Origin of the sequence: Ferruginibacter sp. (assembly GCF_014377975.1) — a bacterium.
GTDB lineage: Bacteria > Bacteroidota > Bacteroidia > Chitinophagales > Chitinophagaceae > Ferruginibacter.
In genome coordinates, this window is record NZ_JACMOO010000173.1 from 1 (window position 1) to 21,603 (window position 21,603).

Consider the following 21,603-nt stretch of genomic DNA (forward strand, 5'->3'; position numbering starts at 1 on the left):
ATATTTTTCGTCATCCACTCAGCCTGTGAATAAGCTGGTTGGTCTACCAATACTTTTACCGCTATTTTATTTTGTCCTTTTATGATAGATTCTGTTACATAAGAATGTTCAATGGCCTCACTTTCTTTAAAGCCCAGTAATTTTATCAATGGCACCATTTTATCACTTCCAAAATGTTTAAACAACGGTTCGTCCATAGAGCTAAAAACGGAGATGCCGGTAAGCTGCCAATCTTTTACCAATAAAAGTTCTTTGGCGTTTAATGGATAATGTTCTAAAAATACAGGCTGATGACTTTGCAGAAGATGAGCATCATTTTCGTTAGCCAAAATTATCCTTGTTCTATCAATATTGTAATAAGTAAAAAATTTTTCAAACGTCGCTGCGGTTTCAGCAAACCATGCAATAAAAATACAATCTGGATTTACTTTAGCCAATTGAAGGCAGGCGGTGATTTTACCAGCGGTGGTGAGATAGACTTTGTCTTTAAAAATTGTAGCGGATTCGGTGGAGCCTTTTTTGCCAAATAGGTTTGATAGCATTAATAGGAATATTTTTTTAAAATTTGCAATACGTTAAAGCGATTGTAGTAAAGTGTTTTAATTAATTACATTTTTTCACTTTTAATTTTTCGTTTTACGGCTGTCCATCTTTTATTACCAGTAACAGACGTTTTTTTCAGTTCTTTATCCATGCTTTTTTGGATAGCTTCAATGCTGGGAAGTTTCCCCTTAATATTAACCGGCAATTTTTGCGAAATTTTATATTCAGCAATTCCTATTGGTTTGGTTGTATCCCGCAGGGCATATTCTGCAACAATTTTATTATTGGTTTTGCAAAGTATTAAACCAATAGAAGCCTCATCATACCTGCCTCTTAAATTATCATCAGCCAGGTCTGGGTACAGATTCATTTTACTAATAAACGCTGCTTCAAACTCTCCAATTTTTAAATCAATAATGATATGCCTTCTTAATCTTGTGTGATAAAATAATAAGTCAATGCAGAATTCCCTGCCACCAGCCTCAAATTTTTTTGCCTTCCCATAAATGCAAAGCCATCACCCAGCTCCAGTAAAAATTTGGTAACCTGGTTCATCAATGCATTTTCCAAATTCCTTTCTTTTGCTTCTTCACCCAACATTATAAAATCCAGTTGGTAAGGATCTTTAAAAAGCTGTGAAGCCAGTTCCGATTCGTAGGGCGGGCAACGAAATATTAAAATTGTTGGTAAGCAAGCCTTGTTGCTTATGCAATTCGCTTTCAATCTGCTTTACCAGCATAGCTCGTGTCCACCCATTTTGTATTGCTTTTTGGGCATAAAATAATCTTTCTCCGGGCTGCTTTAATTTATCCAGCAGGGTGCAATTATGGCCCCAGGGTAATTTTGCAACGAACTGTTGCAAAATTGTAAAAGACGGGTTTTTATTGTTATCATTCAATTTTGCAACGGCTCGTTGCAAAATTGTAAACTTAGGATAAGCCAGTACAAATTCTTTCATATAGCGGAGATTTCTGGGAGACAAACCATTCATGTCGGGAAACTCAGTTTTTAAATCATTCGCTAACCTTTCTACTGTTTTATTGCCCCACCCTTCCGCCTTTTCCTGTTTACGAATGGTATTGCCAATTTCCCAGAAGGCAGTAAGGAGTTCATTATTAACAGCAACAACAGCACGTAGTCTTGCCTGCCTGATTCTTTCTTTCAGTTGCTGTAAAATATTTAGGTAGTTTTTACTTACCATATCTGCCATGGCCTGTAGTTTTGTTGTGATGATGAAGATAATTATAATTTTGGCTAAGTAAAAACCGGGAGTGAAATTTAGCAGTAGCAATAAAACAGCCACTGGAAAATATTAAACAACCTGGTACCCAACCAAACCGCCGTCTTTTTGTTTTGTATATTTGCAACTCAGTAAAATACTACATGGCGAAAGTTAAAAAGACTCCTTCTGAAGATATAATCAACAACGAATTTATTGAAGTGTTTGGTGCAAGGGAGCACAACCTAAAAGACATTGATATAAAAATCCCAAAAAATAAACTGGTGGTGTTTACCGGCGTAAGTGGCAGCGGTAAATCGTCGCTGGCATTTGATACCATTTACAACGAAGGTCAGCGCAGGTACATGGAAAGTTTCAGTGCTTATGCCCGGCAGTTTGTGGGCGATATGGAGCGTCCTGATGTGGACAAAATAACGGGGCTTTCCCCCGTAATTTCGATTGAGCAAAAAACTACCAATAAAAATCCCAGGAGTACGGTGGGTACCATTACCGAGATCTACGATTTTCTGCGATTGCTGTACGCCAGGGTGGGAGAGGCTTACAGTTATAACACCGGCAAAAAAATGGTTAAGTTTAGCGAAGAAGAAATTGTGACCAACATCTTTACAAAATTTAAAAATAAAAAAATAAGCCTGTTGGCGCCATTGGTTCGTGGCCGCAAAGGTCATTACCGGGAACTGTTTGAAGACATCCGCAAGAAAGGATATTTAAAAGTGCGGATAGACGGTGAAATAAAAGATCTGGTGCCAAAAATGCAAATTGACCGGTACAAAATTCATGATATTGAAGTAGTGGTGGACAGGCTGGCGGTAACTGATGATATGAAAGTAAGGGTGAGCCAGAGTGTGCAAAAAACCCTGCAGGTGGGCAAAGACCTTATGTTCTTACTCATCAACGATGATAATAAAACGGTTCAATACAGCAAGCAATTGATGTGCGAAGAAACCGGCATCAGCTACGAGGAACCGAGCCCCAATGCGTTTTCATTTAACAGTCCATATGGTGCATGCCCTACCTGTAAAGGTTTGGGCACAGTTTATACCATTGATATGGAAGAAGTACTTCCTGATAAAACAAAAAGTATAAAGGAAGGTGCAATTATACCATTGGGTGAGGAGCGGGATGCAAGCGTATTTCAGCAGGTAGTGGCGTTTGCAAAAAAATACAAAATCAATTTAGACAAGCCATTAAAAGACCTTCCTCCGGATCAGTTAAACTTACTTTTATATGGCGACCAGCAAATCAATCCTGAGTTAGAACTTGACCTGAGTGATGAAACAGTTCCATTGGAATATACAGGAAGTTACGAGGGCATTATTCCCATGCTTAAAAGATGGTTTGCTTCTCCGAACAGCGGGGAAGCTTTGCGGGACTGGGTAGAAAAATTTATGCAGTTGAAAACCTGCGGCACCTGCAATGGCAGCAGGTTAAGAAAAGAAAGTCTGTGGTTTAAAGTGGATGAAAAAAATATTGCGGAACTCAGTAATATGAATTTGGATAAACTCGCTGTTTGGTTTGAAAACATTGAAAAAAGATTGAGCAATAAACAAAATGCCATTGCCAAAGATGTGTTGAAAGAGATAAGAGACCGCTTACAATTTTTGCTGGATGTTGGATTGACCTATCTTACGATCAACCGGTCATCTAAAAGCCTCAGTGGTGGAGAGTCTCAGCGCATCAGGCTTGCAACTCAAATTGGTTCGCAGTTACAAGGTATTACCTACATTTTAGATGAACCAAGTATTGGATTGCACCAGCGGGACAATCAAAGGTTGATTGGTGCACTGCAAAATTTACGCAACATAGGCAATAGTGTGTTGGTGGTAGAGCATGACAAGGATATCATGCTGGCGAGTGATTACCTCGTTGACATTGGACCCAAAGCAGGCATACACGGCGGAGAGATTGTTGCGATGGGTACACCCCAGGAGGTACTTTCATCCAAATCAGAAACGGCGAAATATTTAAGCGGTGAAAAAACTATTGCTATACCGAAAGAAAGAAGAAAAGGTAATGGAAAATTTATTGAACTCACGGGTGTAAAGGGCAATAACTTAAAAAACGTTTCCGTAAAATTTCCGTTGGGAAAACTGATTGTGGTAACAGGCGTTAGCGGCAGTGGCAAATCAACGTTGATCAATGAAACATTGTACCCGCTGTTGAATAAGTATTGTTACAATTCCAAAGCCAATCCGTTGGAATATAAAGCAATCAAAGGCATAGAGCAGATAGATAAGGTAATAGAAATTGACCAAAGTCCGATTGGCCGCACACCAAGAAGTAATCCTGCAACTTATTGTGGATTTTTTACCGACATCAGGACTTTGTTTGCAGCGGTACCAGAAGCAAAAATTCGTGGCTATACCGCAGGACGTTTTTCTTTTAACGTTAAGAGTGGACGTTGCGAAGTATGCGAAGGTGGTGGTATGCGGGTGATAGAAATGAATTTTTTACCAGATGTATATGTGCATTGCGAAAAGTGCAATGGCAAGCGCTATAATAGAGAAACGCTGGAGATACGTTACAAAGGAAAATCCATCAGTGATGTGCTGGATATGACGGTGGATGAAGCTGTGGAATTTTTTCAGGCCGTACCTTTTATTTACCGTAAAATAAGAGTGCTGAAAGAAGTAGGACTTGGATACATTACACTGGGGCAAAGCGCTGTAACCCTTAGTGGTGGAGAAGCACAGCGGGTAAAGCTATCCACAGAACTGGGTAAAAAAGATACTGGTAAAACCTTTTATATTTTAGATGAACCAACAACCGGGCTGCATTTTCAGGACATACAACATTTGCTGGAAGTGATTAATAAATTAGTTGAAAGGGGCAATAGTGTACTGGTAATTGAACACAATATGGATGTGATAAAAGTAGCCGATCATATTATTGATATTGGCCCCGAAGGCGGTGATGGCGGTGGCCTGGTGTTGTTTGAAGGCGTGCCGGAAGAACTGGTAAAAGTAAAAGAAAGTTTTACCGGAAAATATTTAAAAGCAGAATTAAAAAAATGACAAAGGATAGTAAGGAAATCAGAAATGTGGTTTCAGGGGTAAGCGGGTGCACGCATTTGCACTAGCTTGGGTGTCACTTCCGTTCTATCGCTTTGCCATTTAGTTATTTTATTATTAGAGGATAAGCATAATTTTACTGATTACTCAAACTAATCAGCTATCTTCTTTAATTCTTTTATAATAATCAGTTGGCTGACTAACCTCCTTTGGATTTGTTATACAACATCACCAGCATGAAACAGGTTACCAATAAAATCATTTTAAAAATAAGTGGATTGGTGTGTAAATTGTTTTTCATAATTGATATATTTTATTATAGAATTTTAAAATCTCGCAGGACACCTTGTATGTTCAGCGGATTTCCTGTTGTAGTCATTATTAAAATTTCCATTAATTTTTATACTTAGTTTGAGCAGAAGTGAAAAATAAGCATCGTTGTTTTTTGAATTACCCCTCTGTAACCCCGGATCAGTTCTTGAAGTTATCGTTGTGGGCGTTTTATTGTATATCTGAATAGCTATGTTTGCATCTGCCGGGGAAAGATATTTATTGAATAGGTTAGGATCAATATAAGTGGTACTTACATCATCAATATAATCAGTAAATGTTTTTCTGTAAAGCAATTCAATTCCAAGATTTACATTGTCAGACAGTAAATATTTAAAGCCACCTCCCATAGGTATGTTCACCTGGGTAAGTTTATAATTTGGCCTGTCAGGATATTCTGCAAATCCCTCCCCTTCTGTATGCAATGGTTGTAAATAGTGCCAGGTTTTGTTGCCATTTTGATCTGTAAGTGATCCCTGTGGATTAAAGTGAAATAGACCCGCTCCTCCAAAAATATAAGGCCTTAGTTTTGGCTGATAATCTTCATCATACCTTTTCAAATACATGAGGGGAAAAAATTCAACCGCGGTATAAGCTTCCCATACATCGCTTCTGAAATCAAGGTTGCGGTCTTTTCTGAATGACTCCGGTCTACCGTTAGTATTGATTATTTCATCCTTCCCGGCCAGGAAGGTATATTGTGCGGCCACCCTGAAGCCCAGCCACTCATTTGGCTGCACACTCACAAACGCACCCTTCATTAATTTGGTTAGGGGAAGATTTAAATCTTTGATGAAAGTTGTTCCGTAGCCACGGTGGCCGCCCAAATCGCCTAAAAAAAACGTGGGGCCAAAGTTTAAGCCAACTTCAACAGTTAAATTTTCATTACCCAGCAGCAGGGATTGGGCATAGCTTGGTCTGGCAAATATTAGAGTAAGAAAAAGCGTAATAAAAAACCTGTAAATAAGATAGTGTAAACGATTTTTCATGCCTTGCAGGATTTTTGGAATATTGGATTTTGATACAGGTTTAAATAGTGGATAAGATTCACTATAAAAAAGAAGCATCAGTCAAATTAAAACGAAAAGCCGCATTAAATATTGTATTTGAAAAAAAACGTACTGTAGGATTTTATCAACTTTGGGCGCAAGTCATCCTCTAAAAAATATTCCCGGCATCTTGTTAATTAGATGGCAATGCATATTATATCCGGTGAAGTTAAATTATCTCAATAGTATTGATGAGTTAGAAGATTGTGTTCAGTAACTAAAAGTAGCATGCGAGAAATAATTTATTGAACTACGACTCTTAATTCGTTCATTTTTTTATACTACAAGTTATCCAATAAGATGGATAACCAAAATCTACAATCAATGGTATATCATATTCCCAGTGTACAGTAACTATTTCTCTAAAAATAAAACCAATGGTTGGTTTTATTTAACTGCCTTATAAAAATGTACTACTATTCGATCAACGTCTTCCCTTGCTGTGATGTCTTTTTTAATATCCATATTTTGTTTTCCATCTTTCCTTTAAAAATTTCCTTATTTCTTCTTCACGGGCATTTTTTTGAGGTACATAGAATGCGGTGCCTTTTAGTTTTTCAGGCAAATATTCCTGCAAGGTAAAATTATCATCAAACTGGTGAGCATATTTATAGTCTTTGCCATAATTCATTTCTTTCATTAGTTTAGTGGGGGCATTGCGTAAATGAAGCGGTACCGGCAGGTCGCCGGTTTGCGCAACTGCTGCCAAAGCCCCACCAATAGCCACAATTGCCGCATTGCTTTTAGCGCTGCCTGCCAGGTACGTGGCACACTGCGAAAGTATGATACGGCTTTCAGGGTAACCAATCATACTTACTGCCTGAAAGGTACTGGTGGCTAATAACAGCGCATTGGGATTGGCATTGCCAATATCTTCGCTGGCAAATATCAGCATGCGGCGGGCAATAAATTTTACATCTTCGCCACCTTCAATCATTCTTGCCAGCCAGTATACTGCACCGTTAGGGTCGCTGCCCCGCATGCTTTTAATAAATGCAGAAATAATATCGTAATGCTGTTCACCTTTTTTATCATACAGCGCAATTCTTTGCTGCGCAATTTCCATTACGGCATCATCTGTAATTACGGCATTTTTATCCAGTACATCTGTTACCAGTTCTAATAAATTTAGCAGTTTGCGGGCATCTCCGCCGCTGATGGTAAGCAGGGCTTCTGTTTCTTTCAGCTCAATATTTTTTTTACTTAATACTGCATCTTTTGTCAGTACCTGATTTAAAAGAAAAATCAACTCTTTTTTATCCAGTGCTTTTAAAACGTACACCTGGCATCTGCTTAATAAAGCGCTGTTTACTTCAAATGAGGGATTCTCGGTTGTAGCGCCAATCAGCCGTATAATTCCTTTTTCAACAGCGCCCAGCAAAGCATCCTGCTGGCCTTTATTAAAACGGTGAATTTCATCAATAAAAAGAATGGCACCTGGTTTTGTTTTGGCGTCTTCAATAACTTCCCTCACTTCTTTTACGCCGGATGAGATGGCGCTGAGGGTATAAAACTTAACCTTCAACGTGTGTGCAATGATGTTGGCAATGGTTGTTTTACCAACACCCGGAGGGCCCCACAATATCATCGAAGGAAGTTTTCCTTGTTCAATTGCAGTACGTAAAATACTGCCTTTGCCGGTAAGATGTTGCTGACCTACCAGTTCATCCAAAGTGATGGGACGCATTCTTTCTGCTAACGGAACTGTACTCATACTATAAAGGTAACCTGTTTTTTTGCCCTTCTTTGTAAAGGATAATTCAGGTTTTATTTATTGCAGCAAGGGTAAAATTTCTTCGGGGCTAACTGGTTTTTGAGCATCGTTTATTTCAATCACAATTAAGTAGCCATCTGCTCCGCCTGCTTTTTTTACCGCATCGGCTAATTTTTGTTGATCGCTTACAATGCGCCTCCCGTCTGCATTCCATAGCTCTTTGGTACACAGGCAACCTGCAGTCGGTGTGTAGGGATAATACATTTGTCCTTTGTAAAATTCCGCATCAACGGCGGTACCATGTGCAATGATTTCTGTTCGGCCGGCGGAACTTGCAAAATAACTTTCATACAGGGGCTGGTAATTAACCAAAGCACCTGGTAATAATTTTTGATACCAGTTTATTTTCCAGGTAGTATCGGTAATACTGCTGTCTTTTAAAAAATGCCGGATGGATGTTTCGAAGGGCATGGTGAGCTGCAGGTTTTCGGTGGGACCAATGAAATTGTTACGGCTTTTATCAAAGCCATATAATCTGTAAATGCCCTGTGGAGTATTACCATTGGTTAAATAGCCTGGCATGTTGCTGAGGCTTCTCGCCAGTTGAGGTAGTCTAAAAATCTCACCGTTGGAATCGGTTACAAAATTGCCTGCGGTATCTTTAATAACTAAAATACCCGGGTAATTTCTGTTTTTTCTTTGTAAACTGTAAACAACGGTATTACCTTTTAAATAGGATTTTTTAAACAGCGGTTTAAAGAAGATTACAGTTGTAATTTTTTTATTTGTATAAATTTTTTCCAGGTGTTTCAATAAATTGACAACAGCAAGAGAATCATTATCATTGCTGAATAGGTTTGATTTATTTGCGGCAATTTTATAAATATAATTTTTATTTTTTTCAGAACTGTCTGCTTTCAATAAATATTCTGCGCACATGGCAAATACTTTTCCATTAGCTGTATTTTTAAACAAATCATCTGCCTGTTGGGTGTAGTCTTTTTGACCTGTTGCATATAACAGTTCCATAAAGCTGCGTTGAAATTCCATGCTTCTTTTTCTAAGATCATCCGCCGCTATTTTTAATTTAATTTTTGTCCAGGGTTCTTTATAATAGATTAATTCCATGGCACTAAAAGCATCTTCCCAGTTTTCTTCAGTACTATCATTTAACGGTAGCGATAAATTTTTTGTAATGGAATTTTTAATCAGGTAACTGTAAAACTTTATCCTGTTTTGTGCAGTGGTAAATTTTGAATACACGCTGGAATCTATCTGAGCCATTGCATGGCAACAAAGTAACATCATGATTGAAAGAATGGATATTTTTTTCATTGGTACAAAGTAAAATAAAAAATGTAGTTATCTGATAACAGTAAAGAAATGGATAAGTAAGTACAGTTTTTTAAATTTTATATCATCATCTTATATCTCAACGGATGATTTAAGAAAAGATTTGGTAGCCTGCATTGAAAATCTCCGCTATGTGGAATTGATTTACTGAATAAAAGAGGATTTTGTTTTTTATGAACAACTAAAAGGCGCAGCTATAACGGATGATGTAAGTGAAGAGCAGAATAAAGAATTACAGAATTTTTCTACTAAAAAAGACGAAAATGATATTAACCCTTTGGACGATTTTAAAAATGCTACACAATAATTCCGCATCAGATAATTTTAAAAAGCGCCTTACCAGGATATAATAAATTGTTTATGTTTTGTAAAAAATATAACCCGTAAATGCTATCCGTTTTTATAAAGTATTTGCTATAATAAAATCCTGTAATTTATTGAAGGCATCAAACATGGTAGGCTTATCCCAGTCACCAATATGTGCAGCTGCCGGATAAAAAACATATTGGTTTTTAACCCCGCTATTTACCAGTTTTGTTTGTACTTCCAAAGCCTGCGTTGTACTTACCAATGGGTCTGTTCCTCCCTGAAATACGATAGTTGGAGGGGAGGTGCCTGAAATAAAATTAACCGGACTTGAGTTGGCATATAATAAAGAATCCTGTAATGGTGTGCTTCCAATAGCATTGGCAAGTCCCAATGAAATAAGCGGGTTTCCAAACGTTGGATGGTTGTACAATTCAATTAAATCTGACGGACCGGAAAAGGAGGCAATTAATTTTGCCTTTACCGGAGCAGTATATTTAAAGCCCTGCAGCATTGCCAGCTGTGCTCCGGCACTAAAACCAATGTAGGCATATTTCGCTGAAATCAGATAGGCTGCGGACTTGCCGTAAATAAATTCAACAGCTGCTTTTACGTCGTTTTCCTGGGTGGGAAAAACGTTGTTGGGGATATTCGATAAACGATAATTAATGTTAAAGATCGCATAGCCCGGCAGTCTTCTTTTAAATGAATCTATGTAACTGGTAAGGTCTGTTTTGTCGCCTGTAGTCCAGGAGCCGCCATGTATCAATATCAAAACGTTTGTTGTTGAAGTTGACCTGTTGGCAGGCAAATACACATCCATGTTTTGTAAAGTGTTTGTACCATAAGAAACATTGAGTTGGGTACTTGCTGCGATGATATCTGCTCCATCAGAGTTTTTTTTATTACACGATACAACACATATTAAAAGCAAAGCTGCTGTCAAAGTTTTAACCCATTCCATAGTTAAGTTTTTACTTTAAAGTTAGTAAGAGAAATATTAAGAATATATCAAGCTTGCAGGTGATATAAAGTAGTACTACTACTTTATATCTAACTTAATCTGCAGTTCATTAAATTGTTTAGCATCAATGGTACTGGGAGCATCCAGCATTACATCCCTTCCGCTATTATTTTTAGGGAAGGCGATAAAATCACGGATGCTTTCACTGCCACCAAGAATGGCACACAAACGATCAAAACCAAATGCCAGTCCGCCATGCGGTGGGGCACCATATTCAAAAGCACCTAACAAAAATCCAAATTTATGTTGCTGTTCTTCAGCATCCATGCCAAGGGCTGCAAACATTTTTTCCTGTAATCCTCTTTGAAAAATACGGATACTGCCGCCACCAATTTCATTGCCATTTAACACCATGTCATAGGCATTGGCTTTAATACCTGCATAAGGATGAGCCAGGTAGTCAGCTGCATTTTCAATAACCGGGTTGTTGTTGATCATGATGTCAATATGATCCGGCTTGGGCGAAGTAAACGGATGGTGCCTTGCTACCCACCGGTTATCGTCTTCTGCATATTCAAACAAAGGGAAATCCAGTACCCACAATAATTTAAACTCATCTGTTTTACGCATACCTGACTTATCTGCCAGGTACATACGCAGGTCGCTGGCAGCTTTTCTGGTACGTTCTTCTGCACCTGCCAATATCAAAATTAAATCACCTGCTTTGGCATTGGCCGCTGCTGCAATCGCTTTTAATTTTTCTGCATCATAAAATTTATCTACGCTGCTTTTATAAGTTCCATCGGTATTACATTTTATAAATACAAGCCCCTTCATGCCAATTTGCGGGCGTTTAACCCACTCCGTTAATTCGTCAGTTTGTTTGCGGGTGTATTCGCTGCAACCAGGAATCGCTATGGCCAACACAGTTTCAGCATCATCAAACACACCAAACCCTGCACCTGCTATCAATGCAGATTGAGGAGCTTTTGCTGGAAATGTATGCTGCGGAAATTTTAGATTTGCAATTTTTATTTCAAAGCGAATATCTGGTTTATCATTTCCATATTGCCACATAGCATCTTCCCATGTCATGCGTTCTACCACATCGGTATAGTCAATATTTTTTACATCTTTAAAAATGCGTTTTACCAAACCTTCAAACATATTTAAAATATCTTCCTGCTCTACAAAACTCATTTCACAATCTATTTGTGTAAATTCCGGTTGACGATCTGCACGAAGATCCTCATCACGAAAACATTTTACAATTTGGTAATAGCGGTCGTAGCCACTAACCATCAGCAACTGTTTAAATGTTTGCGGACTTTGCGGCAATGCATAAAACTGTCCCGGATTCATACGGCTGGGAACTACAAAATCTCTTGCACCTTCCGGGGTAGATTTAATTAAGAAGGGAGTTTCAATATCCATGAAATTATTTTCATGCAAATAATTTCTCGTACTTCGGCTTACGGCATAGCGCAGCTCAAGGTTCTTTTTTACTATGCTTCTGCGCAAATCTAAAAAGCGATATCGCATCCGCAGTTCATCACCGCCATCTGTATCGTCCTGTATTGAAAAAGGAGGTACGGCACTTCTGTTTAAAATGGTGAATTCAGCTACTGCAATTTCAATATCGCCTGTTTCAATATTTGCATTTTTATTACTGCGTTCGTTTACGATTCCTTTTACCTGTAAAACAAACTCCCTCCCCAATGGATTGGCATCCAATTGTGCGTTTAGGTTTTCAGAAAATAAGAGTTGGGTAATACCGTACCGATCGCGAAGATCAACAAAGCTAATGCTGCCAAATTTACGGATAGTTTGCACCCATCCGCTTAACGTAATTTCTTTTTTTGTATCGGCAATTCTTAATTCACCACAGGTATGCGATCTGTACATAAAAATGTGTTTTGCCCCCACCTCCTAAAGGAAAATAAGGGATTTAATTATATTTGTAACGGGTAGTTTAACCCTGGTTGAGCACTATCGCCCACCATGGCCGGCGAATCCCGGTTTTGTACTACCATTTAACTTTTATTAAAGCGGATGCAAATATACAGATAGAAAGCCTAGGGCTGTAAAGCTTCTGCCCCAGGTATATTAAAGGCGGGCAAACAGTTGATTATTGTGAATTTTGATGAATAAGAAAAGATTGTCAGTTTTGGATTATTGATACCTGAAATAATAAATAGCAGCCAATCAAGTACAAGTTGTACGCTCTTTCAGCGAACCACTTTAAGTCAAAAAGGGTATTTGGTAAAAGTAGTCAGGGGGAAATATGTTGATTGTATTTTTATAAACTACACTGTGCAGACATTTTAGTGAACTGAATATTTTAATTCAGCTAAATGAAAGGGAAAGAGAATTTTTAGAGTATGTCTGTACGGAATTAACCTACAAAGAAATTGCTGATAAAATTTGTGTAAGTGTCCGCACAGTGGATAGTTACCGGGATGGACTTTTTAAAAAGCTGAGTTTAAAAACAAGGGTTGGGTTGGTAATGTATGCTAACCGCCATGGCATTGTAAGTTTTTCCTGAATGATCAGGTAAATGCACAAAAAATACAACCTGTATTTTACATTGTTTCTACTGCCAGTGGATGTTTTGGTTTCCACCAGATATAATAATAAGCAAGAATAAGCAAGCCGATCGAGAAGGGAATAATGGCCAAATGTTTGTAGGTAAAATCGCCAAATAAGGGGTTGCTGTCAAAATGTAAAAATTCGCTTATCATCCAGTAAGAGTTGGCCGTTATCCAGACTACTATTGCAACATTATGACAAACTTCACTCATAAATTGCCGGGTACGAATGGCAATTACAATTGCAATGATCAGCGTTGGAAAAATCATAGCAATACCCAGGGGCTTCCAGATCATACACCAGCTTATATCTTTCAGCAACCAAAATACAATGTGCAGGTTTTCCATTTTACGGTACCTGATTGGTATTGAGTACACTTCGTTGCTCATGCAGTAGTTAGTTTTAAAATGCGAATATATATTATTGCAGTAAACCAAATACAGGATAATACAACCAGCAGGCTGAAAATTTAATTTTTTTTAAAATAGGTTGTTATTACGTACAATCCGGTATCAATAAAAAAAACCTGCCGAATTTAATTCAACAGGCTTTTAAATAATATAACAAACAGTAAAAATTACTTTACTGCAGAAAGTGCATTTACTTTTCTTGCCAGCTTGCTTTTCAAATTAGCAGCTTTGTTTTTATGGATAGTACCACGTTTTGCTAATTTGTCAATCATAGCGGTAACGGATGGTAATTTTTCTGCGGCGCCTTCTTTATTATCAATTGCCTTGATATCACGAATTGCATTACGGGTTGTTTTACCATAATAACGGTTACGCTCATTGCGTTTTGTGCTCTGACGGACATCTTTCTTGGTTGCTGCGTGATTTGCCATTTTAAATCTATTTTTGGGCTGCAAAGATAAGGGGATATAATAAGAAACAAACATTATAGCAGTGGTAATTTTCAAAAAAAGCACCTTTCTGCTATAATTCAGCTCTTCTTTAACAATCAAATAAATTTAAACAGTCCATATTTATTTTCTGTCTCTTTCAAAATTAATTTTTTATACCCTCGTGGCAGCGTACTTCCTGCAAATTTTGTTTATTCATTTTAAATTCTTCACCTAATTTTCCCTGCTTACTTTATACCCCTAAAAACGCGTTGAAAGTAGCTTTTAAAAATTATAATTTATAACATTTTTAAGTAAAGTGCGTTTATTATCTGTTTATAAAAACCGATATTTGCATACACAATTTTGATGCGATAAATTAATAATTTTCTACTTACAATGAAGGATTTTCAGTACATAACGAATGCTCACCCCGCCTACATCGAAAATTTATACAACGATTTTATAAAGAATCCTGAAACTGTGGATGCGGATATGCGAAGCTTTTTTGAAGGATTTGATTTTGCCGTTAGTAATTACAATGGCACTACAAACGGCAAATCTGTTGCAGGCAATGGAGTATTGGCAGATCAAATTGCAACGCCTGCAATTCAACTGGATAAAGAGTTTAACGTATACCAATTGATATTGGCTTACCGGCGAAAAGGTCATTTAATTGCCATTACCAATCCAATACGCGAAAGAAAAGACAGGAAAGCAAATCTTGGCCTGGAAAATTTCGGCTTTTCGGAAGCTGATTTAGTCTCTGAATTTGAAGCCGGTAAATTTGTAGGCCTTGGAAAAACATCCTTAAAAAATATAGTTGCCCATTTACAAAAATGCTACACAACGCATGTAGGCATTGAGTTTAGTGCTGTAAACAGCAGAAAGAAAAGAGATTATCTGATCAATGCAGTTGAGCACACCATGTTGCAGCCGGTGCCGCTGGAACAAAAGAAAAGGATATTACAAAAGTTGAATGAAGGCGTAATGTTTGAAAAATTTCTTCATACAAAATATATTGGCCAAAAAAGATTTTCACTTGAAGGCGGCGAAACTACCATTGCCGCATTGGATGCAATCATCAATACCGCATCAGCAAATGGTGTTCAGGAAGTGGTAATTGGCATGGCACACCGTGGACGGTTAAATATTTTGGCCAATATTTTAGGTAAAACATACGAACAGATTTTTAGTGAATTTGAAGGTACAGCAACGCCGGATACCACAATGGGTTCGGGAGATGTAAAATACCATCTTGGTTTTAGCAGTGAAGTAGAAACAGATCTCGGAAATAAAATAAACTTAAAACTCTGTCCTAATCCTTCCCATCTTGAAGCCGTAGACCCTGTGGTAGTGGGCTTTGCAAGGAGTAAAGCGGATGTATTGTATAATAGTGATTTTGATAAAATATTGCCCATCCTGATTCATGGCGATGCATCTGTTGCAGGTCAGGGTGTTGTGTATGAAGTATTGCAGATGTGTAACCTGAAGGGTTATTATACAGGTGGTACCATTCATTTTGTAATCAACAACCAGATAGGTTTTACCACTGATTTTGATGATGCCCGCAGTGCAGATTATTGCACATCCATTGCTGCAATGGTGAAGGCTCCTGTATTGCATGTGAATGGCGATGATCCTGAAATGGTGGTGAAAGCTGTGCAGATAGCCACACAATACCGCCAGGAATTTAACAATGATATTTTTGTTGATATGGTTTGCTACCGCAAACACGGCCACAACGAAGGCGACGAACCTAAATTTACCCAGCCACAATTATATGCTTTAATTGATAAACATCTTAATCCAAGAGAAGTGTATACCCAGTATCTTATACAGAATGGCGAAGCAGACGCACAGGAATTGGCGAAAGATATGGAAAAACAATTTTTGGCCGACCTGCAGGAAAGATTGGATGACGTGAAACAACATCCTTTGCCCTATACTTTTCAAAAACCCGAGCTGTGGTGGAAAAGTCTGCGCAAAGCAACCCCTGCCGATTTTGATAAATCGCCCGCTACTGCTGTCAGCGAAAGCAATTTTAAATTATTGTTTGAAGGATTAATGAAATGGCCTGCAGATTTTAAACCGTTGCGAAAAGTAGAAAAGTTATTGCAGGATAAAATAAAACTTTTTAACGAGGAACATAAGATAGACTGGGCAACCGGTGAACTGATGGCTTACGGCAGTTTATTGATTGAAGGAAAAGATGTACGAATGAGCGGACAGGATGTAAAGCGGGGTACTTTTAGTCACCGGCATTCTGTTTTGTATGATGAAATTACCAATGCAGAATACAACCGTCTGAACCATTTTACCGAAATGCAGGCCCCTTTCCGCATTTACAATTCTTTGCTCAGCGAATATGCGGTACTGGGATTTGAATATGGTTACTCCATGGCCAATCCAAATGCGCTTGTAATTTGGGAGGCACAGTTTGGTGATTTTTGTAACGGGGCACAAACCATGATCGACCAGTTTATTGTAGCGGCTGAAACCAAGTGGCAGCGCATGAATGGCGTGGTAATGTTGTTACCGCATGGTTATGAAGGGCAGGGGCCTGAACACAGCAGCGCAAGGATGGAAAGATTTTTACAGATGTGTGCCGAGATGAATATTGTGATTACCAATATTACTACCGCTGCTAATTTGTTCCATGTATTGCGCAGGCAACTTACCTGGTCTTTCAGAAAGCCATTGATTAATTTTTCTCCCAAGGCAAACCTTCGTCATCCTGGAAGTTATAGTGCAGCCAGCGAATTTACCAATAGCCGATTTAGAGAAGTATTAGATGATGATTTTATAGATGATGCCGCCGAAGTAAAAAAGGTATTGTTCTGCAGTGGCAAAATATATTTTGATCTTGCAGAAAGACAGTTGAAAGATAACAGGAAGGATGTGGCCATTGTAAGGGTGGAACAAATTCATCCGATACCCCAAAAACAATTAGATGAATTGTATAAAAAATACAGTAAAGCCATCTGGCATTGGGTTCAGGAAGAACCATTGAATATGGGAGCAGCAACTTTTTTAAGAATGAATTTAAAGAATATAAATTTCTTTATCATCAGCAGAATACAAAGTGCTTCTACCGCCACAGGATATGCTAAAATACATGCGAAAGAACAGACTGAAATAATTGATACGGCCTTCAGTATATAAAATTAAAAAAAATATTTTTTTGCAAACCGGCTACTAGCCGGTTTTTGCAATACAGGTATAAAAGCATTTTTACAAGGGGGCTGTTTTTAAAATAAAACCCTGTTTTTTATTGATAAGATTAACCGAAATTCGCAGAACATTAAACAATTACAATGGCAATAGAAATAAAGGTACCTTCTGTAGGAGAAAGTATAACAGAAGTTACCCTCGTAAAGTGGATAAAAAAAGATGGGGAGTATGTGAACCGGGATGAAGTGATTGCCGAACTGGAAAGCGAGAAAGCTACCTTTGAGATCAATGCCGAACAGGCAGGTGTTTTAAAAATAATTGCCGCAGAAGGAGATACTTTAAAAATTGGTGATATAGCCTGCAGTATTGATACAGATGCCGTTAAACCAGCAGAAAAAGCAGCACCAGTTGCGGCAGCCGTTGCAGAAAAGCCGGCAACTGTTGAACCCGCAGCTACACCCAAAGCAACTGACTTAGATGTTAAAGCCACACCGGTAGCCGCAGCCATTATTGCAGACAAAAAAGTAGATATTAAAACTGTTGTAGCGAGCGGTAGTAATGGAAAAATAGTAAAACAGGATGTGCTGGAAGCCATCAATAACCCTGGAAGAAAACCTGGTGTTGAATTATTTAGCAGGGAAAGGCGCACAGAGAAAATGAGTAACCTGCGCAAAACAATCAGTCGCAGGCTGGTGGAAGCAAAAAACACCACCGCAATGTTAACCACTTTTAATGAGGTGGATATGAGTGCCATTATGGACATCAGGGCAAAAAATAAAGATAAGTTTAAAGAAAGCCATGGTGTAAATCTTGGCTTTATGAGTTTTTTTACAAAGGCCTGTTGCTTTGCCCTGCAGGAATGGCCGGCGGTGAATGCCATGCTGGATGGTGAAAATATTCAGTACAATAACTATGTTGATGTATCGATTGCCGTATCTGCTCCTAAAGGCCTTGTGGTGCCGGTTATACGCAATGCCGAAAGTTTAAGTATGGCCGAAATTGAGAAAAAAGTAGTGGAGCTTGCAACCAAAGCAAAAGAAAATAAATTGACCATTGAAGAAATGAGTGGTGGTACTTTTACCATTACAAATGGAGGTGTATTTGGATCGTTGATGAGTACGCCAATTATAAATATTCCGCAGAGTGCCATTTTAGGAATGCATAAAATTCAGGACAGGCCAATGGCCATCAACGGACAGGTAGTAATAAAACCAATGATGTACCTGGCATTAAGTTATGACCACCGCATTATTGATGGCAGGGAATCTGTAAGTTTTTTAGTAAGGGTAAAAGAGCTATTAGAAAACCCAGCTTTACTTTTGTTTGGCAAAGACCCTGTAAAAAGTTTATTGGAATTATAGTTGGTTACATTCTATTCTCCCGGTCGGTGATTTCCAGCCGTTTATTTTTGTATACGATGAGCCGTTTTTACTCCTATATTAACACCAGCTTAAAATTAATAGAAATGTATAAAGGGGATCAGCCTTTTGCAATTTTTATAAAAAATTTTTTTAGCAAAGAAAAAAAATATGGTTCAAAAGACCGTAAGCAGATTACTGCCCTTTGCTACAATTATTTCAGACTTGGGTTTGCAATGGGCAATTGTTCTCCGGAACAAAAAATAAAACTGGCAACTTTTTTATGTGAAAAGGAATCTTCTGATTTTGTTGAAAAAATAATTCCTGAATGGTATGAAAAAATAGACTGGCCTTTAAACAAAAAATTAGCGCTCGTAAAAGATCAGTTTTTAGTAAATGAAATTTTCCCCTTTTCAGCAATATTGAGCCTGGGTATAACGGCTGAAAGCTACTGCATGTCTATGTTGGTGCAACCACAGCTTTTTTTACGCATTCGTCCCCAATGCCGGATCACTACTTTAAAAAAGCTGGAAAAATCAAAATGGGCATACCAGTTAATTAATCAAAACTGCATCCGGTTACCGGTTGCTACCAATGCAGAAGATCTTTTTATTATTGATAAAGAAGTAGTGGTGCAGGATTACAATTCCCAGCAGGTATTGAATTATATAAGTTTAAATGAAACAACACTTTTTAGTTACACCGAAGACAAAAAACCAATTTCTTCCTGGGATTGCTGTGCTGGCAGCGGGGGTAAATCAATTTTATTATTTGATATTTTAAAACACAAAACAGATCTCACTATATCAGATATACGCCCGGGAATTATTATGAATCTTCATCAACGATTTAAAAAGGCTGGTGTTAAACAATATAATTATTTTATCGCTGATATAGTTAATTCAGCGTTTTCTCCACCTGCCAGCAATTATCCGCTTATTATTTGCGATGCTCCCTGCACAGGAAGTGGTACCTGGAGCAGAACACCAGAACAAGTATGTTTATTTAGTTTAGAAGAAATAAAAAAGTATAGCGATATACAAAAGAGAATTGTAACCAATGTGGTATCGCACCTTAAAGAAGGTGGAATATTTGTATACATTACCTGTTCGGTGTTTAAAGAAGAAAATGAAACAATTGCAGGATTTATAAAAGATACTTTGCATTTAAATGTGCTGCATCAGGAAATTTTAAAAGGCTTTGATAACAAGGCCGACACTATGTTTGTAGCTGTGTTTAAGAAAGAAGCTGCTTAATGTATAATCACTTTTTTTGTCGTTACTTTTTTGTCATTGATAAATACTGCCACTACATAAACTCCCGGGCTCAATTGTTTTACAGGTATGGTAAAAGTTTGTTCGCCATTAACTGGTTGATTGTACAGGCTGTATACCTTTTGTCCGGTAGTTGTATACATTTCAATTGCTGTATTTGCCGGCGTATTTCTTTCAATGGTAACAAAAAGATTTTCTGTTACCGGGTTGGGATGAATGCTTATTTTTTCAGTAACGTTGCCCGTGTTACAGTTTGGGATATAATTTATGATCGCTGAATCCAGGTAAAAACTGGTATCTGCAGCAATCGTCATTTTGATGCGGTATTGAATAGACATGCTTGCCGCAATACTGCTCAGGTCATCTGCATAACTGAAGTTTGATTGTATAAAACTGCTGTTGGTATTTTTTACCAGCGCAATCGTTTTATACGTTGTTTCTGCCGGCAATTTTCTTTCCAGTTCAAGGCTCATATCTGCGGCTGCTTTAACGGTAAGTTGCATGTTGACAGTGCAATTAGCACTCTCCGTAATTTGCTGCGTATATAATTTTTTTATCAGCAAGACAAAAGCATTTTTTACATCGGGTATGCCATAGCCGGTGCGGTTATCCGGAGTTGTAAACCTGTCTGAAGAATGCCGCAGGGCATCAATAATTTGCATATTATTTACTTCAGGAAAAGCCTGCCACAAACAGGTTGTAACGCCTGCCATTATGGGGCAGGCAAACGAAGTGCCGTATCCAAATGAGGGAGCGCCTGTATTGGCGTTGGCCACCACCGCCCTAAAACCTACCGCGGCTATATCTGGTTTAATCTGCCCATTGGCAGAAGGGCCAAAACTACTAAAGTTTGCGATCCGTTTGCTTGTATCAACAGCCCCCACACTTAATACACTGATGGCATCAGCAGGCGTTGTAATATAATGCCATGGATCTTCGCCCTCGTTACCTGCCGCAACTACCACAACAATTCCTTTTTTTGCGGCCAGGTTCGCAGCCCTTGCTATCAAAGTGGTATTGCCATCCATATTGGCATAGGTATAATCAAAAATGCTGTTGTCGAAAGTAGTATAGCCCAGTGAAACCGAAAATACATCTGCACCCAAACTATCAGCCCGTTCTGCTGCCGCTGCCCAGTTATGTTCTTCAATTGGATATTCACTGCCAACGTCTTCTGTACGATATAAATAAAAAGAAGTTTTTGGTGCCGTACCAACAAACAGTCCCGGCATATTTGCGGCGATGGTACTTAAACAATTGGTGCCATGTGCAAATTCTTCATTTACGCTGGCCTTGCCGCTTACAAAATCCCATGTTTCAAGCACCTGGTTATTAGTGCGTATGCTGTCAAACGTGGGTAAACTTTTGTAATGATAAAAGCCTGCATCCATAATGGCCATTTGCATTCCTTCCCCTCTAAAACCATGATTGTGTAAAAATTCAGCATTGTGCAAATGTACCTGCGGGTAAGACTGTCCATAATTATAAAAATCAGCCGGACTTTGCGGTCTGCCAGCTACAGCGGGCAATTGCTTTTCTGTAACTGCACCTAACTGTGTATTGCGGGGTTGTATAACATTAAAAAATCTTGCTGCAACAGGGCCGGATGATTTTACAAAAGAAAAGGAATTGATTTTATTTAAAGCCGTTGCATCGGTTGTTTGTATACAAACCTGGTTAAACCATTTACTTACCGTAAGGATAGTAACGTTACCGGATAAACGAATACTGTCAATGTATGCAGGGGTAACAGGTAAATCACTTTCATCAATATTTATATTATATCTTTTTCTTCTGTCGATGGCACGTTGGGCAAGAAATTGAGAAGGATTGCTGATTAAAAAAGGGGTGCCTGCTTTA

The 21,603-nt window shown here is 38.3% G+C and carries 15 protein-coding genes and 1 pseudogene; 5 read left to right on the forward strand and 11 right to left on the reverse strand.

Features of this window, described 5'->3' with window-relative positions; translation table 11 throughout:
- The 3 genes and pseudogenes from H7254_RS10025 to H7254_RS10040 form a co-directional block, all read right to left on the reverse strand.
- Positions 1-542: hypothetical protein (locus H7254_RS10025; protein WP_301932838.1), on the reverse strand; the 542-nt coding region annotated here is incomplete at its 3' end.
- Between the two features lie 65 nt (positions 543-607).
- Positions 608-1,143, reverse strand: a pseudogene (locus tag H7254_RS10030) (PDDEXK nuclease domain-containing protein).
- A 25-nt stretch (positions 1,144-1,168) separates the two neighbouring features.
- The gene (locus H7254_RS10040; RefSeq protein WP_301932840.1) at positions 1,169-1,753 is read right to left on the reverse strand and encodes a DUF1016 N-terminal domain-containing protein; all 585 of its coding nucleotides are present in this window, start codon (positions 1,751-1,753) and stop codon (positions 1,169-1,171) included.
- 173 nt (positions 1,754-1,926) lie between these two features.
- On the opposite strand from H7254_RS10040, the gene uvrA reads away from it, so the two are divergent.
- Positions 1,927-4,797 carry an excinuclease ABC subunit UvrA gene (gene uvrA / locus H7254_RS10045; protein WP_301932841.1) on the forward strand — a complete coding sequence of 957 codons (2,871 nt, stop codon included), beginning with the start codon at positions 1,927-1,929 and terminating at the stop codon, positions 4,795-4,797.
- A gap of 323 nt (positions 4,798-5,120) precedes the next feature.
- On the opposite strand, the gene H7254_RS10050 is transcribed toward uvrA, so the two are convergent.
- From H7254_RS10050 to aspS, 5 genes are all read right to left on the reverse strand, one after another.
- The gene (locus H7254_RS10050; RefSeq protein ID WP_301932842.1) at positions 5,121-6,113 is read right to left on the reverse strand and encodes a hypothetical protein; all 993 of its coding nucleotides are present in this window, start codon (positions 6,111-6,113) and stop codon (positions 5,121-5,123) included.
- A 514-nt stretch (positions 6,114-6,627) separates the two neighbouring features.
- The gene (locus H7254_RS10055) at positions 6,628-7,887 is read right to left on the reverse strand and encodes a replication-associated recombination protein A (protein ID WP_301932843.1); all 1,260 of its coding nucleotides are present in this window, start codon (positions 7,885-7,887) and stop codon (positions 6,628-6,630) included.
- A gap of 57 nt (positions 7,888-7,944) precedes the next feature.
- A complete protein-coding gene (locus H7254_RS10060; protein ID WP_301932844.1) occupies positions 7,945-9,222 on the reverse strand; it encodes a hypothetical protein in 1,278 nt (425 codons plus the stop codon).
- Between the two features lie 418 nt (positions 9,223-9,640).
- The gene (locus H7254_RS10065) at positions 9,641-10,510 is read right to left on the reverse strand and encodes an alpha/beta hydrolase (protein WP_301932845.1); all 870 of its coding nucleotides are present in this window, start codon (positions 10,508-10,510) and stop codon (positions 9,641-9,643) included.
- A gap of 78 nt (positions 10,511-10,588) precedes the next feature.
- Entirely contained in the window at positions 10,589-12,415 is a 1,827-nt protein-coding gene (gene aspS, locus H7254_RS10070; RefSeq protein WP_301932846.1) for an aspartate--tRNA ligase, read from the reverse strand.
- Between the two features lie 439 nt (positions 12,416-12,854).
- Here aspS and H7254_RS10075 point away from each other — a divergent pair, with 439 nt between their 5' ends.
- On the forward strand, positions 12,855-13,055 hold the full coding sequence (locus H7254_RS10075; protein WP_301932853.1) for a response regulator transcription factor: 201 nt from the start codon (positions 12,855-12,857) through the stop codon (positions 13,053-13,055).
- A 37-nt stretch (positions 13,056-13,092) separates the two neighbouring features.
- Here H7254_RS10075 and H7254_RS10080 read toward each other — a convergent pair whose 3' ends face one another.
- Positions 13,093-13,488, reverse strand: a complete 396-nt coding sequence (locus tag H7254_RS10080) for a hypothetical protein (protein WP_301932847.1) — start codon at positions 13,486-13,488, stop codon at positions 13,093-13,095.
- A 188-nt stretch (positions 13,489-13,676) separates the two neighbouring features.
- Positions 13,677-13,940, reverse strand: coding sequence for a 30S ribosomal protein S20 (rpsT, locus tag H7254_RS10085; protein WP_301920745.1), 264 nt, complete (start codon positions 13,938-13,940; stop codon positions 13,677-13,679).
- A 396-nt stretch (positions 13,941-14,336) separates the two neighbouring features.
- Between rpsT and H7254_RS10090 the strand changes: the two genes are divergently transcribed.
- From H7254_RS10090 to H7254_RS10100, 3 genes are all read left to right on the forward strand, one after another.
- Entirely contained in the window at positions 14,337-17,102 is a 2,766-nt protein-coding gene (locus H7254_RS10090) for a 2-oxoglutarate dehydrogenase E1 component (protein ID WP_301932848.1), read from the forward strand.
- Between the two features lie 152 nt (positions 17,103-17,254).
- Complete coding sequence (gene odhB / locus H7254_RS10095; protein WP_301932849.1) at positions 17,255-18,472, forward strand: 2-oxoglutarate dehydrogenase complex dihydrolipoyllysine-residue succinyltransferase; 1,218 nt, start codon at positions 17,255-17,257, stop codon at positions 18,470-18,472.
- A 104-nt stretch (positions 18,473-18,576) separates the two neighbouring features.
- Complete coding sequence (locus tag H7254_RS10100; protein ID WP_301932850.1) at positions 18,577-19,725, forward strand: Fmu (Sun) domain-containing protein; 1,149 nt, start codon at positions 18,577-18,579, stop codon at positions 19,723-19,725.
- On the opposite strand, the gene H7254_RS10105 is transcribed toward H7254_RS10100, so the two are convergent.
- Positions 19,722-21,603: S8 family serine peptidase (locus H7254_RS10105; protein WP_301932851.1), on the reverse strand; the 1,882-nt coding region annotated here is incomplete at its 5' end. The genes H7254_RS10100 and H7254_RS10105 overlap by 4 nt on opposite strands.

Coding starts and splice junctions, on each gene's coding strand:
- H7254_RS10040 (WP_301932840.1), bottom strand. CDS start 1,753: ATGGCAGATATGGTAAGTAAAAACTACCTAAATATTTTACAGCAACTG.
- uvrA (WP_301932841.1), top strand. CDS start 1,927: ATGGCGAAAGTTAAAAAGACTCCTTCTGAAGATATAATCAACAACGAA.
- H7254_RS10050 (WP_301932842.1), bottom strand. CDS start 6,113: ATGAAAAATCGTTTACACTATCTTATTTACAGGTTTTTTATTACGCTT.
- H7254_RS10055 (WP_301932843.1), bottom strand. CDS start 7,887: ATGAGTACAGTTCCGTTAGCAGAAAGAATGCGTCCCATCACTTTGGAT.
- H7254_RS10060 (WP_301932844.1), bottom strand. CDS start 9,222: ATGAAAAAAATATCCATTCTTTCAATCATGATGTTACTTTGTTGCCAT.
- H7254_RS10065 (WP_301932845.1), bottom strand. CDS start 10,510: ATGGAATGGGTTAAAACTTTGACAGCAGCTTTGCTTTTAATATGTGTT.
- aspS (WP_301932846.1), bottom strand. CDS start 12,415: ATGTACAGATCGCATACCTGTGGTGAATTAAGAATTGCCGATACAAAA.
- H7254_RS10080 (WP_301932847.1), bottom strand. CDS start 13,488: ATGAGCAACGAAGTGTACTCAATACCAATCAGGTACCGTAAAATGGAA.
- rpsT (WP_301920745.1), bottom strand. CDS start 13,940: ATGGCAAATCACGCAGCAACCAAGAAAGATGTCCGTCAGAGCACAAAA.
- H7254_RS10090 (WP_301932848.1), top strand. CDS start 14,337: ATGAAGGATTTTCAGTACATAACGAATGCTCACCCCGCCTACATCGAA.
- odhB (WP_301932849.1), top strand. CDS start 17,255: ATGGCAATAGAAATAAAGGTACCTTCTGTAGGAGAAAGTATAACAGAA.
- H7254_RS10100 (WP_301932850.1), top strand. CDS start 18,577: ATGTATAAAGGGGATCAGCCTTTTGCAATTTTTATAAAAAATTTTTTT.